This is a genomic window from Serratia proteamaculans, from assembly GCF_008830365.1.
Lineage (GTDB): Bacteria > Pseudomonadota > Gammaproteobacteria > Enterobacterales > Enterobacteriaceae > Serratia > Serratia proteamaculans.
Window position 1 is genome coordinate 344,107 of the sequence record NZ_WBKI01000004.1, and the last position, 13,130, is coordinate 357,236.

13 protein-coding genes are annotated in these 13,130 nt (G+C 53.0%); 10 read left to right on the forward strand and 3 right to left on the reverse strand.

The genetic code is table 11. The annotated features are described in order from the left end of the window. Positions 1–27: 27 nt before the first annotated feature. From F8R23_RS17420 to F8R23_RS17430, 3 genes are all read right to left on the reverse strand, one after another. Complete coding sequence (locus tag F8R23_RS17420; protein ID WP_129939285.1) at positions 28–528, reverse strand: fimbrial protein; 501 nt, start codon at positions 526–528, stop codon at positions 28–30. A 13-nt stretch (positions 529–541) separates the two neighbouring features. After that, the gene (locus F8R23_RS17425) at positions 542–1,513 is read right to left on the reverse strand and encodes a fimbrial protein (RefSeq protein ID WP_242503241.1); all 972 of its coding nucleotides are present in this window, start codon (positions 1,511–1,513) and stop codon (positions 542–544) included. A gap of 125 nt (positions 1,514–1,638) precedes the next feature. Next, positions 1,639–1,932 carry a hypothetical protein gene (locus F8R23_RS17430; RefSeq protein ID WP_112346958.1) on the reverse strand — a complete coding sequence of 98 codons (294 nt, stop codon included), beginning with the start codon at positions 1,930–1,932 and terminating at the stop codon, positions 1,639–1,641. A gap of 660 nt (positions 1,933–2,592) precedes the next feature. Here F8R23_RS17430 and F8R23_RS17435 point away from each other — a divergent pair. From F8R23_RS17435 to F8R23_RS17480, 10 genes are all read left to right on the forward strand, one after another. Then, a complete protein-coding gene (locus F8R23_RS17435) occupies positions 2,593–3,114 on the forward strand; it encodes a fimbrial protein (RefSeq protein WP_017893980.1) in 522 nt (173 codons plus the stop codon). A 78-nt stretch (positions 3,115–3,192) separates the two neighbouring features. Next, positions 3,193–3,738, forward strand: a complete 546-nt coding sequence (locus tag F8R23_RS17440; RefSeq protein WP_112346957.1) for a fimbrial protein — start codon at positions 3,193–3,195, stop codon at positions 3,736–3,738. Positions 3,739–3,784: 46 nt separating this feature from the next. Further along, positions 3,785–6,355 carry an outer membrane usher protein gene (locus F8R23_RS17445; protein ID WP_112346955.1) on the forward strand — a complete coding sequence of 857 codons (2,571 nt, stop codon included), beginning with the start codon at positions 3,785–3,787 and terminating at the stop codon, positions 6,353–6,355. Positions 6,356–6,440: 85 nt separating this feature from the next. Beyond that, entirely contained in the window at positions 6,441–7,208 is a 768-nt protein-coding gene (locus tag F8R23_RS17450) for a fimbria/pilus periplasmic chaperone (protein ID WP_244953400.1), read from the forward strand. Positions 7,209–7,294: 86 nt separating this feature from the next. Then, complete coding sequence (locus F8R23_RS17455; protein ID WP_129936393.1) at positions 7,295–7,933, forward strand: fimbrial protein; 639 nt, start codon at positions 7,295–7,297, stop codon at positions 7,931–7,933. Positions 7,934–7,992: 59 nt separating this feature from the next. Next, positions 7,993–8,547, forward strand: coding sequence for a fimbrial protein (locus F8R23_RS17460; protein ID WP_099063353.1), 555 nt, complete (start codon positions 7,993–7,995; stop codon positions 8,545–8,547). Positions 8,548–8,623: 76 nt separating this feature from the next. Continuing rightward, positions 8,624–10,351: a PglL family O-oligosaccharyltransferase gene (locus tag F8R23_RS17465; RefSeq protein ID WP_314725596.1), complete on the forward strand. Its 1,728-nt coding sequence runs from the start codon at positions 8,624–8,626 to the stop codon at positions 10,349–10,351. Positions 10,352–10,409: 58 nt separating this feature from the next. Next, the gene (locus F8R23_RS17470) at positions 10,410–10,832 is read left to right on the forward strand and encodes a hypothetical protein (RefSeq protein WP_129936394.1); all 423 of its coding nucleotides are present in this window, start codon (positions 10,410–10,412) and stop codon (positions 10,830–10,832) included. A gap of 41 nt (positions 10,833–10,873) precedes the next feature. Beyond that, positions 10,874–12,142 carry an FKBP-type peptidyl-prolyl cis-trans isomerase N-terminal domain-containing protein gene (locus F8R23_RS17475; protein WP_232811169.1) on the forward strand — a complete coding sequence of 423 codons (1,269 nt, stop codon included), beginning with the start codon at positions 10,874–10,876 and terminating at the stop codon, positions 12,140–12,142. A gap of 47 nt (positions 12,143–12,189) precedes the next feature. Next, a complete protein-coding gene (locus tag F8R23_RS17480; protein ID WP_151415853.1) occupies positions 12,190–12,801 on the forward strand; it encodes a response regulator transcription factor in 612 nt (203 codons plus the stop codon). The last annotated feature ends 329 nt before the right edge of the window (positions 12,802–13,130 follow it).

Consider the following 13,130-nt stretch of genomic DNA (forward strand, 5'->3'; position numbering starts at 1 on the left):
TGTATCTATTCCCCCGTGGCTAAAAGCTTAAAAATAGTCGACCAGCATCGTGGCACCACTGGTAAAGTCGCCGTCCTTCAAGGCAAGCGCGGAGCTTTTAACCGGTACGGCGTCCAGGGTTGGCGGCTTGGTGTAATCAATGCTCAACGGCGTATTGATATTGAATGCCTTGCCATTCGCCAGCAATTTTATGCCCAATCCGTTAATGTTGCTGTTTAACACATTGGCATCAAAAGCCGCCCCACTGCCCATAATTTTCATCTTGAGTTGTCTGGTGTTGTCCAGAAACTCGCAGTTGATGCTGTAGTCCACTCGTTGCATATAACGAGTGCCGTCAATTCTGTTCACGCCCACCTTACCGAAGTCGACGTCGATAGTCCGCCCCTCGTTGATCACACAAGGGGGAGGGGCTACCACGGTCGCCGTGATGTTTACCCTGGTCCCCTGATCTGCGGCCGATGCCGCGAAGCTGATAATCGACAGGGCTAAAATAAGGCGATAAAGGTGCCTTTTTTTCATGGTGATCATATCTGCCTCTGCCTCAAGGTGCGCTGAAAATAAGCGTGGCTGAACCTGATAATGGCCCGGTGGCAATACTGTTATAAGGGACATTGTTTTTCACCGGAACAAAGGTGATGGTGTCGCTTCCCATGCCATTAACGATGCGCGTTCTAAAGCTGTTGTTAGGTTTTACTACCGCATTTTTATAAACCATGGCAACACCGACGTTTGGGTTGCTGGTTTTAATAAAATCGCTAGAAAATCCGGTGGCGTCGCTGACCATACGGATCAGAATATCTTGGGTGGCGCTTTGGTCATCACATTGATAAGTCAGAGCCTTGTCCTGTTTTATTTGTGCGTCGCTGACGTTTTGCGTCAGGTAATCCTGCCTGATTTGATCAAAAGCGACGTTAATTTGTTGCCCGTTGTTGATGGTGCAACTGGTCGTCACAAAATAGGCGTCGTTGTCGGCAATCAACCGCCAGCGATAAGGACCGCATTGTGGACAGCCTGATTGGTCGTTCGTCTGACGAAAGTTGATTTGACCGATAACGTCACCTTTATTGACTTTTATATCGGGCGTAGGGAAACGGTTCAATACGATAAACACCCTGATAGCGACACTGCTGGTCTGCAGGCCAGTCAAATTCAATACGCTGATATTAGAAGAAACTGGGGAGTTATAATCTACCCCATTAATAGTCATACCGCTGCCAATCGCCCCAAAAATGGCGGTATTCATTGTCATTGCCGGAGCATCTGTTTTTAAGTAATCCCACCAGCTGGCAACGTCATTTTTACAGGTTACCTGACTCACGTTAACAATTTCATTTTTCCCGTAGGACAGCTGCGGGCCGATTCGCACCCTGACATCAACCGGTGTGTTGGAGCCTCCCGGAGGGATTATTCCGCCATCTGAGGTTCTGCAGGTAAATGCGTTGGCATTGCCGACCAGTAAAAAGAAGGAGGCGGCCAAACAGCAACGTAATAATAAAACGGATGTCTTTCTCACTATAATATTCCAATAATCGGTGGCTAACGATTTTGCTAAACGCTTGATGTTCTATAGATGAAAATAGCCCGCCAGATACGGAAGGTTTTATTTTTCATTTTTATAAACATAAGGTTAGCGGCGATTTAAACCGTGACACCATGGCCGGAGAAAATGGCCGCCGGGTACCATCTAAGGGAGTTTTTTATTGAGCCAGAGGAGACCACAACTTCACCTTTAGCGACCATTTCCAGCAGTAGGTTTCTGGCCCGATAAACCCCTACATCGATGATGTCTGCCAGTTGCCTGGTTGACAGCCATTCATGCTGAGGTGGCACCCCTATGAAAGGGCTGGGTTGAGGGGACTGCGTTAATAAAGCTTGTAGCAGAGCTTGCTGCAACTGCCGGACTTCCTTTTGTTTCGGGGATAACGCTTCCATAGCACTTCCTCTGTATTTCTATTGCTGTTTACTTTGAAAAAACAAACTTTCTCTATTCGTAGACCTGCTTTAATTCCTATAGAAAGCAAACGCCTATCTGTTTTTTGAGGCTGAGAAATAGATTGCTTGCTATCCATTTGTCGCCAGTAGGTATAACGGGTTGATGTCATACTTAAGCCCCATAATTTGGTTTATTATATTCATAAAATGCCAGTTTGCGATCTCATTGGTTGGCAGATTATAAAAAACAGGATTTTATTCCAAGAAAGAATATTTTACGATCTATGAGGCTAAAAATAACAATAAATTAACCTGATACAGGGAATAAATGGCGAATATTAAACGTGCTCAATAAAATCCTTTTTTTAATGGAAGGCTTTTGCAAGAATATTAATCGCCAACCAAGAGAGGGAGTTTAGGGTTTTGCGGTTTTAATATTCAATGTGTTCACCTATTTGTTATATGTTAATTCATTGGTTTTTTTAAACCTCATCGCCTGGCTAGAACCGGTGATTATATTGCTGTTCGCCCCTGAGTACGGTGGCTTAATTACTCTCAAGATGCTAAAGAATTAGAGCGTTAAATTTGCGCGTGTTCGGCACGTGGATGCTCTGTTCTTTGTTGGGATATGCATTTTTTCTTATAAGGAATATAGGTTCTATGAAACTTAACAAAATCATGATGGCTGCAGTGATTGCATTTGGCGCAACTTCTTTTGCACACGCAGCCGATCAGGGACACGGTAAAGTTACTTTCACGGGTTCAATCATTGATGCGCCATGCTCGATTGCCCCTGAGTCCATTGACCAGACTGTAGACCTGGGTCAGGTTTCCAACGTGGCACTGAATGGCGGCGGCAAATCCAATCCTCGTCCATTCGAAATTAAGCTGGAGCAGTGCGACATCACTACTCTGAAAACGGTCAAGACCACTTTCAGCGGCGTAGCTTCTGCAACCAACAAAGATCTGTTGGGTATTGCAGGGACGGCCAGCGGCGCGGGTGTAGCCATCTCTTACAATGGCCAGCCAATCAAGTTGGGTGAAGCGACAACGGCTCAGACTCTGAACACTGGCAACAACACCCTGCACTTTGCTGCTTATCTCCAGGGTGAAGGGGCTTCTGCCGCTGTCGTCCCAGGTGATTTTACTTCTGTAGCCGATTTCACCCTGGCTTATCAGTAAGTAACTCCGCAGGTTTAATAAACCAGGCATGTGAGTCATCGCATGCCTGGTTGATCCCCCTGTCAAAGGAATGTCGCGATGTTTTCACAAGGGAATCAGGCCGGTTTAATACTGTTGATATTACTGTCTGGATTGGCCGCCGGATCCAGTTATGCATCCCAAAGCCTGCAGGGATGGGGTCGGGTCAATATGCACGGCGCTATTATTGATACCGCCTGCGCCATTGCGGCCGGCAGTCGGGACCAAACCATAGATATGGAAACTATTCCTTTAGGACAAATCATCCGTGACGGTCAGGGGATGACTAAACCTTTCAGTATCGAATTGGTGAACTGCATCCTGGAACGACCGGGGAATAAATCAGACTGGAAATTTTTTCAGGTTACTTTTGACGGCTCTGCAGAAGGAACACTGTTTGGCGTACAAGGCGATGCCCGCGGTGTTGCACTGAAAATTAATGACAGTAACGGGAATGCTGTTATTCCTGGTGAACCATTACCCATGGAAGAAATAATTCCTGGAAATAGAACGCTGAATTACTCCATGACGCTGATAGCCAATCATCAGCCGTTGAAAGCGGGAGCGTATTTTTCCACAGTGCGTTTTAAGCTGGATTATTTTTGAATTATCTCGTACTGACGGTTAATTCGTTTTTGAAAGGACTTTTATTATGCTTTCACCGGCAGGGAAGTTATTTCGTCTTCAGGTACTGGGGCTCTGTGTAGCTCTTTCGCTGGGCAACCCAGTCGCGTTGGTTTACGCCGCCGCCGAAATCCAGTTCAACACGGATGTATTAGATATTAACGATCGTAAGAATATCGATCTGAGTCAGTTTACGCGTAGCGGCTACATTATGCCGGGCGTCTATACCATGGTGGTGCACGTCAATAAAAACGATTTGCCGGAGCAGACGGTGACCTTTTTAGCCCCACCCAAGGATCCTAAAGGCAGTGAAGCCTGCCTGTCGCCAGCATTGGTCAAGCAATTAGGGTTCAAAGAAAAACTGCAAGACTCCCTGAGCTGGACGCATGACGGCCAATGTCTTGATCTGCAGCATCTGGCCGGAATGGAGGCGCGTGGCGATCTGAGCACTTCATCCCTGTATCTCAATATTCCTCAGGCCTACCTCGAATACAGCTCAGAAAGCTGGGACCCCCCATCACGTTGGGACGAAGGTATTCCGGGGTTGCTGTTCGATTACAACGTCAACGCCCAAACGCAAAAGAATCTGAAAGGGGGCGGCAGCAGCTACAACCTGAGCGGTAATGGCACCAGTGGAGCCAATCTGGGGGCCTGGCGTCTGCGTGCTGACTGGCAAGCCAATCTTAACCACCAGACGGGTTCTAATCAGCCGACCGATAAACAGTTCGATTGGAGCCGCTATTACGCCTACCGGGCTATTCCGGCTCTGCGCTCCCGGTTGACGATGGGCGAAGACTATTTGAATTCCGATATCTTCGACAGCCTGCGTTTCTCCGGCGCCAGCCTGCGCTCGGATGACAGCATGCTACCGCCTAACCTGCGCGGCTATGCGCCTGAAGTGAGCGGTGTGGCAAAAACCAACGCCAAGGTGGTGGTCAGTCAGCAGGGGCGGGTGCTGTATGAAACCCAGGTTGCTGCCGGGCCATTCCGTATTCAGGACATCAATGATGCGGTCTCTGGCGAGCTAGATGTGCGTGTTGAAGAGCAGGATGGCAGCGTGCAGGAATTCAAGATGAACACCGCCAGCATTCCTTACCTGACACGTCCAGGTACCGTTCGCTACAAGCTGGCTGCGGGCAAACCGTCCGAATGGGGCCACCACCTGCGCGGGCCATTGTTTGGCACCGGGGAGTTTTCATGGGGTATCAGTAATGGTTGGTCACTGTATGGCGGCGCCATCAGCGGCGGTGACTACAACGCACTCTCGGTGGGATTGGGGCGTGATCTGTTGGCGCTTGGCGCGTTGTCGTTCGATGCCACGCAGTCACGCGCAAAATTGCCGGAAGACGGCGTAATGACCGGCGGTTCCTACCGTTTGAGTTATTCGAAAAACTTTGACGACTATGACAGCCAGGTCACCTTCGCGGGTTATCGCTTCTCCCAGGAAGATTTTATGAGCATGGGGGAGTACCTCGATTCGCGTTATGAAGGCGGACGCAGCGGCAAGAGCAAGGAGATGTACACCATCACCTTCAACAAACAGTTCCGTGAACTGGGGTTGAGCACCTATCTCAACTACAGCCATCAAACCTACTGGGACCGCGCTGCCAACGATCGCTACAACCTGATGGTATCGCGTTATTTCGATATCGGTACTTTCAAAAATGTCAGCGCGTCGCTGTCTGCTTATCGCAACCGTTACAACGAGCGTAACGACGACGGGATGTACTTGTCCTTGTCGATCCCCTGGGGCAACACGGGGACGCTTAGCTACAACATGACGGTCAATCGTGACGATAACGCGCACCGCGTGGGTTACTACGACCGGATTGATGAACACAACAACTATCAGATCAGCGCGGGTGCCGCTCGCAGCGGCGCGACAACCAGTGGCTATTACAGCCATGAAGGCGATATGGCCCAGATTAACGCCAACGCCAGCTACCAGTCTGGCCGTTACAGCGCCATTGGCTTGGGGGCACAAGGTGGGGTGACGTTGGCACAGGAAGGCGTGGTGCTGCACCGGATAAATACGCCGGGTGGCACCCGGTTGTTGCTGGATACCGACGGCGTTGCCGATGTGCCAGTACGGGGTTACGGCAGCACGGTGCTGACCAACCGATATGGCAAGGCGGTGGTAACCGATGTGAACAGCTACTACCGCAACAAGGCCAGCATCGATCTCAACCGCCTTGGGGATAACGTTGAGGCGACCCGTTCGGTGGTGCAAGCGACCTTAACGGAAGGTGCCATTGGTTATCGCAAGTTTGATGTGATTGCCGGTGAGAAAGCGATGGCCATCATCAAACTGGCCGATGGCAGTGAGCCGCCGTTTGGCGCGACGGTAATGAACCGACGCAAGCAGGACACGGGGATTGTCAATGATGGCGGCAGTGTCTACCTGTCGGGGATTAATCCGGGTGAAGTGATGACGGTGCATTGGAACAGCGGTCCGCAATGCGAGATCCAGCTACCGGCATTGCTGCCTGATGAGGTGTTGATGAACACGTTGTTGCTGCCTTGTCACCCTTTGGGCACCCGTAAACCGCCTTCGTCACCTGAAGGCATTAAGGCTGCGCAGGTTACGCCTGTTACCTGACCACATTCAGGGTGAGGCCCGCCTCACCGTTTAACCGCCGGTCAGCCAGCTGCACTGGGGCTGGCTGATAATTGCGAAGAAAATGATGAATAAGATGATGACCAAACAAAAAATCTCACTTTTGAGCACGTTCGCCACCGTTGCCGTTCTGTCAGCCGGCACGGTTGTCATGCCTGCTGATGCGGCCATTGCCCTGGATCGCACTCGTGTGATCTTTGACGGTGACCTTAAGACCATGAGCCTCAACATCAGCAACCAGAATAAGCAATTGCCTTATCTGGCGCAGGGCTGGATTGAGGATGAACAGGGCAACAAGATCCAAAGTCCGTTCACCGTGCTGCCACCGGTACAGCGGCTGGAGCCCGGCAAACCGAGCCAGGTGAAAATCCAGGCCTTGCCTGCCGCGCGCCAGCTGCCGCAGGATCGGGAAACGCTTTATTACTTCAACCTGCGTGAAATACCGCCGCGTAGCGATAAGCCAAATACCTTGCAGATAGCGTTACAGACACGTATCAAAATGTTTTATCGGCCGGGCTCAATAGCACCGCAAAAGAATCAGGCCCCCTGGCAGGAAAAACTGACATTGACCCGACAGGGTGACAAGTACGCGGTGAATAACCCGACGCCTTATTACGTCACGATTGTTGAGGCCAATGCCCGTAAGGAAGGAAAGGGGATCGCCGCTTTTGAGCCAATGATGGTGGCGCCGAAAGCCAGTGCCTCGTTGAACCTGTCTACCTCGGTGTTAGGGGGCAGCCCGGTGCTGACTTACATCAACGATTACGGCGGCCGACCGCAACTGACGTTCCGCTGTACCGGTAGCACCTGTCAGGTTGTGCCTGCCAAAAAATAACCGAAAACCGCGGTGACTACGGCAAGCAAGGAAGAAACGGTTTTAAAGACAGCGGAGTGAAATAAACCATGCAAGGAAAGAGCCCAATGTTGTCAGGAAAGGCCTATGACCGCTACCAACGCCGCACTATTGGCCTGACGGTACTCGCCGCGCTGATGATCCCGCTGACTGCGGGAATGATTTTAATGCTGATACCCCAGGCAGGTGCAGTAGATAACTGGGACGTGGAGGGGGCCAATGGCACTTTGCACGTCTATGGATCGCTGACCGAGAGCGCCTGCAGTCTGGAGATGGCTACCGCTCGACAGGAAGTATGGCTCGGCGAAACCGGAACGGCGCAGTTTCAGCATCCTGGCGATCGCGGCACGCCGGTGGCGTTTGAACTGAGATTGAAAGACTGCCTGCGGGCACCGGCGAGCAACCGGGATGCCTGGACCGGCGCTTTAGCCTGGAGCGGCAGTCAGCCCGCGGTGTCGCTGGCCTTTATGGCACCTGCCGACAGTAACGCGCCGCGCCTGATCAAGGTGTCGGGCGTAACGGGATTGGGGTTGCAGTTGGCGGATGCAACCGGGTTGCCGGTACGGCTCGGAGCCCGTAACAAACCCGTCCTGCTGACGCCGGGACAAAACACCCTGACGTACACCGTGACGCCAGTACGCACTCCGGCAACGCTGGGAGCTGGGGCCTATCGCGCGGTGATCGATTTTCGCCTGTATTACGACTAAACGTTTGAAAACTGTGTGGCTAAAGGGCAAGCGCAACACCGATAAAAGGGAGTGTCATCATGGGCGTGAAAGAAAGGTACTGGCGCAGGGCCGTTAGGCTGGGGGTTGCAGGGGCGATGTTGGCGGGGGTTATCGGCCAACCGGCGGCTGCAGAAGAAAATATGCGTTTTCACGGTACTCTGGTGGCGGAACCCTGCGTGATCCCGCCGGGCGAAGAGGAAATACAGCTCGATTTCGGCACCATTGTCGATAAATACCTGTATCTGAATACCCGCACCCATAGCCAGCCTTTTGCTCTGCATCTGGCCGAATGCGATCTCAGCCTGGGTAATACGGTTTCGATCACCTTTAGCGGTACGGAAAACGCCAAGCTGCCCGGCCTGTTGGCGCTGGACGGCGGCAGTAGTGCATCGGGGGTGGGGATCGGGCTGGAAACTCAAGAGGGTAAAGCGTTGCCGCTCAACAGTGCCAGCGAAAAATTCCGGCTGTCAGCGGGGAGCAACATGATCAACCTGCAGGCCTATGTGAAGGGGGAGCCTGAGGCGATCCAAAACAAGTCAATCGGGCGCGGGACATTCAGCGCGGTAACTACCTTTACCCTGGAATACGAATAGCGATCCCGGCGGGGTTTGCTTGTTTTCCTGATTATGGTTTTGGCGGGTCTTCATTGGCTTTTAGGGTGCGTTTGACGTGTTGCGAAGAAATAAAGGATTAATCGCCTGTTTCATCGGCTTGCCGATAGTGTCGTGGTGTTACTTCCCCAATATGGGCGGCGTTGGGTTAAGTCTGCCTTTTAATCCGCTGGTTTATGCCGCCATGGCAGTGATGGTGCTGTTGATTTGGTGCGGTAAGCCACTGCGTCGCGGCATCGTTTTCACGCCGACCTCCAGGTGTTTAACGATGGGCGTGGTTCTGTTAGCTGTGCCGCTGGCCTATGGGCCGGCTGCGGGATTTTCCTCCGCTGCATGGCGTGTTGCGGCTCTGCTGGCCGGCTGGATTTTTTATTGCAGCGGGTTGCAGGTGCGCCTGCCTTTTCGTTTGCGCCAGCCGTTGCTGGTGCTGCTGCTGGCCATCGTTGCCGGTCAGGCCGTTATTGCTGTATTGCAGCTGTTTTTGCCAACCTGGAACTGGGTGCCACTGCGAGGGGCCAGGGTTTACGGCATCTTTCAGCAACCCAACGTGTTAGGCAGTTTTATCGCCACCGGGCTGGCTTTGACGCTGATGCAGTGGTTGTTGCCGGGCTATGTTCTGGTTGTTTCACGTCGGGAGGGCGTCCGCCGAGTCGCTCTTTCCTTGCTGTTGGTGCTGTTCTCTGCCGTGCTGGTCTGGATACAGTCGCGCGCAGCCTGGCTGGCAACCCTGCTGCTGGTGCTGGGTTTTTGGGGGTGTTTCCGCCATCACTTTGCCCGCGGATTACTGAGCGCATCTTTGTTGATAATGCTGGGTACGGCGCTGGGCGGCGTTGTCATGCTGTGGCCGGAGAGCGCAGGCGGCGTGCGTTACATCTCACACGAAATGTCCAATCAGGCCCGTTTGGCGATGCTGCAGGACACGCTGAAGATGATCGCTGCGCATCCTTTGTCCGGCTGGGGGTACGGCAGTTTTGAGTACGCTTTTCAGCATTTTCGCATCGAACTGGTGCCACCCACACGGGTGCTGGAAATTGCGCGTCATCCGCACAATGAGCTCCTGTACTGGTGGGTAGAAGGGGGATTGGTCGCGTTGTTGGGCATCAGTTTGCTGATCCTGGGCGGCGGACGATTGCTTTTACAGGTGTTCAGGTATGACCGCCGTGCTTTTTCGACCGGTGCCGCTAATGCCGGTGAGACCAGCGCGCTATGCCTGGCTCTGTTACCCATGTTGGTACATACCCAACTTGAATACCCTTTCTATCTGTCAGCCATGCACTGGATGGTTTTCTTGCTGTTGCTGGCAATGGCAGACCGCCTTTCTTGCCGGAAAGTCGGCGTCATTATTCTCCCCGCAAAGGGACGGTTGCCGCTGCGCTGTGGCATTGGCGGGCTGTGCATGGCGACGGTTGTGATTATGGTGGCGATTTTCCGCGGAGGTCTTTCGCTGACGCAGGCCGAGCGCAATGGGCTGCGCGATATTCAGATCCTGGACGCGATGTCGCCGATTGCGCGATGGGGGCTGCAGGATCGAGTCAATTTTGATTCGCAAACGCATCGCTTACTGACCTACAACACCCGGCGAGATGACAGTGAACTTTCGCGCTATGCCGTCTGGGCTCGTCATTATCTGACGAGGCGAGTTGACGCTAATGTGTACGCCAGTTTGATTGCCATATTGCGTTATCAGCAGCGAATGGCCGAGGCCGAAAAGTATGGGTTTGACGCTGCGTTGTTGTTTCCCGCCGACCCGCGTTTTCGCCGGTCAACGGCAACAACGGGCGAGTAGTCACGGCTGGCTATGGCCGTGCTGGACAGGAATACATCTAAAAAAGGAAGCCGGAAAGATGATGGTGAAGCATATAAATCTTAGTGTCCGAGTGGGGATCTTGTGTCTGGTGGTGATGGGAGCCACGGCGTGTCAAAACCCGAAGTCGAGTAAACCCCTGGCCACCGGAAAGACCAGCACCACCAGGGAGATATCGGAGGAAACCTTACGCAAACAGCGAGAGGCTGAGCGGCTACAGCAGTGCCAGGAACAACTGGGCGCACTGCGTAATATCAATGCCAAACAGTTTCAACAGTATAAGCAGGCTTTCGACAGTTTGATGAGCGGCGCTTCGCAGTACGCCGGGGTGCGAACCAAGGTTAATGGCGATACCCAGGAGACCGTGGATGCGCTGTATCGCTATAAAGTTAATTTCCTGTGTGCCGGGGTGAATCAGGCGGTACTGACGGGCCTGGCTGAACGCGGGGAGCTGGTTAAATGATGCGGGTGTCCCGGCTGGCTTTTTTGGGGTTTACGGCACTAATGGTCGTGAGTAAGGCACAGGCAGATGAGGGCGTGCCCGCTCTGCTGCAATTTGCCGAACAATACCAACGTCAGAATGTTAAGCCGGAGACGCCAGCGAGCGATAAAGCGCGCAATAGCGAGAAAACGGCTGCGCCGAAAAAGAAAGACGACAGTCCCCGCCAGATAACCAGGCAGGCAGAACCCCCGAAAGTCGCTGCTTCGACGGCCTTTACGCTACGTCGGTCGCTGGTGGAAAGTGAACAACAACTGACCCGCCAACAGGCAGAGCTGGATGCGCTACGCCAGGAAATTACCGCGTTGCGTGCCGAGAAACCATCCGTTAGTGCTTCACCGGTGCCGCCCGACATGTCGCTCTTGCAGCAGTGGTTGGCGGGGCTGAGCCAGGCCTGGCGTGGTTCGCCGGATGCACAACGAACGGCCTCTTTACTGCAGCAAGCCCAACAGGACACTCAGCAGGCCAGAGAAGCGCAGGTACGGGCCGAGAGTCAATTAGCCAGCCTGACGGCGCAATTGTCCGCTACAGAACAAGCCAATCAGGACTATGAGCAGAAGCTGGCGGGGCAGCAGCAACAACTGGTGCAAGCGCAGATCGAGGCGACGGAATTAGGCAAACGCCAGCAGTGGGAAGTCACGGCTGAACAGTTAAAGGATGAAAAGAATCGCCTGTCCTACGCGGCCGGGAGTGCGCTTGGGCGGGATATTGATGGGTTAATGGCTGAACGCCAGAGCTGGGGCGTGCCGGTAGATCGCAATAGCCTGCTGGCCGGCGTGCTGGATGCGGTTTCCGGTCATTTATTGTTGCCTCCGGCAGAGCTTGCCAGGCTGATGGAAAAGGCGGATAGCGCCGCCGGCGCCGCACGAGAAAAACGGGTCAAGGCGCAGGTGCAACAGGATCAGGATTATCTGGCCCGTTTCAGTAAACAAAAGGGTGTTAAACAATCGGCAATGGGCTTTTGGTACCGGGTGGATTATGCCGGTGACCACGAGTTAGCGAAGGAGGCGGTGATTGATGTGGTGGTCAAGGAAAGGCTGACCGATGGCACCGTCATCCAGGATATGGAGCTCAGCGGTAAAGTCCTTTCGCAACCGCTCCAGGCGTATCCGCCTTTATTCCGGGAAGCGATTGGTCATCTTCGCAATCACGGTTCACTGACCATGGTGGTGCCACCAGAGTTTGCCTATGGCGAGGCGGGTTATCCGCCGAAAGTACCGCCGAATGCCACCATGGTTTACGAATTGCGTATCGACAATAGCCAGACACCCTAAGGGCGAATACAGCAGTGGTTTGGCTTAATAAAGGCAGGAGAGCCGGCATGAGTTCCATAATGACAATAGCCTTATTTGATAAGAACACTTTTTTCATCAATGGGTTACATGATGTTTTAGTACAGCATTTCAATTCGTGCGGTGTGCTGGTGCGTATCGTGGATATTGAGCAGGCCAATGAGGCAGATTTGGTGTTTCGCTATTTCTCCCCGGGCAATTTGAGCTGTTTTTGTCAATATGCGTTACCGTCCGCGGGGCGGAAACCCCTGTATTTTGCACTGCGTCAACCGGATAAGCGGCACTCTGCGGCTGCCAGCGCCAGGTGCGTGCTTGAGTCTGGGGTGATCCATCACGATATGCCTGTTTCATCAGTATTACAGGTGGTTATCGCTGGACTGGAGCGACAAAGGTTGTGGCCATTGGACAACCGTAACTATAAACGCCCTTGCGCCTGCCAAAGGATCCTGACGCTGCGAGAACAAGAGATCATGAGATGCATGAAGTGGGAGTTGGGCGTTACACAAATTGCCCACATGCTGGAGATCAGCGTGAAAACGGTCAGTAATCACAAGATGAGCGTGATGCGAAAAATGGGGTTCCGGCGCAATGCCGAGCTCTATGGCTGGCTGCGCAACAGTACCCGACCTCGGGCCGAATAATCGAACCTGTTCGATGCAGAGTCCGTATTTCAGAAAGCAAAAAACCGCCATAGGCGGGTTCTTCTAAATAGGGTGCCGGACTCGGACAACCGGCGTTTACGCCGTGTTGAACAACGCTTTAGCGTTGGCCCGCAGGGTGAGGCCTTTGGCCGAATAATCGAACCTGTTCGATGCAGAGTTCGTATCTCAGAAAGCAAAAAACCCGCCATAGGCGGGTTCTTCTAAATAGGGTGCCGGACTCGGACAACCGGCGTTTACGCCGTGTTGAACAACGCTTTAGCGTTGGCCCGCAGGGTGAGGCCTTTGGCCGAATAATCGAACCTGTTCGA

What these genes read in the sequence shown, in the direction of transcription:
- F8R23_RS17420 (WP_129939285.1), bottom strand. Translation starts at nt 528, where the DNA reads ATGATCACCATGAAAAAAAGGCACCTTTATCGCCTTATTTTAGCCCTG.
- F8R23_RS17430 (WP_112346958.1), bottom strand. Translation starts at nt 1,932, where the DNA reads ATGGAAGCGTTATCCCCGAAACAAAAGGAAGTCCGGCAGTTGCAGCAA.
- F8R23_RS17435 (WP_017893980.1), top strand. Translation starts at nt 2,593, where the DNA reads ATGAAACTTAACAAAATCATGATGGCTGCAGTGATTGCATTTGGCGCA.
- F8R23_RS17440 (WP_112346957.1), top strand. Translation starts at nt 3,193, where the DNA reads ATGTTTTCACAAGGGAATCAGGCCGGTTTAATACTGTTGATATTACTG.
- F8R23_RS17445 (WP_112346955.1), top strand. Translation starts at nt 3,785, where the DNA reads ATGCTTTCACCGGCAGGGAAGTTATTTCGTCTTCAGGTACTGGGGCTC.
- F8R23_RS17450 (WP_244953400.1), top strand. Translation starts at nt 6,441, where the DNA reads ATGAATAAGATGATGACCAAACAAAAAATCTCACTTTTGAGCACGTTC.
- F8R23_RS17455 (WP_129936393.1), top strand. Translation starts at nt 7,295, where the DNA reads ATGTTGTCAGGAAAGGCCTATGACCGCTACCAACGCCGCACTATTGGC.
- F8R23_RS17460 (WP_099063353.1), top strand. Translation starts at nt 7,993, where the DNA reads ATGGGCGTGAAAGAAAGGTACTGGCGCAGGGCCGTTAGGCTGGGGGTT.
- F8R23_RS17470 (WP_129936394.1), top strand. Translation starts at nt 10,410, where the DNA reads ATGATGGTGAAGCATATAAATCTTAGTGTCCGAGTGGGGATCTTGTGT.
- F8R23_RS17475 (WP_232811169.1), top strand. Translation starts at nt 10,874, where the DNA reads ATGGTCGTGAGTAAGGCACAGGCAGATGAGGGCGTGCCCGCTCTGCTG.
- F8R23_RS17480 (WP_151415853.1), top strand. Translation starts at nt 12,190, where the DNA reads ATGAGTTCCATAATGACAATAGCCTTATTTGATAAGAACACTTTTTTC.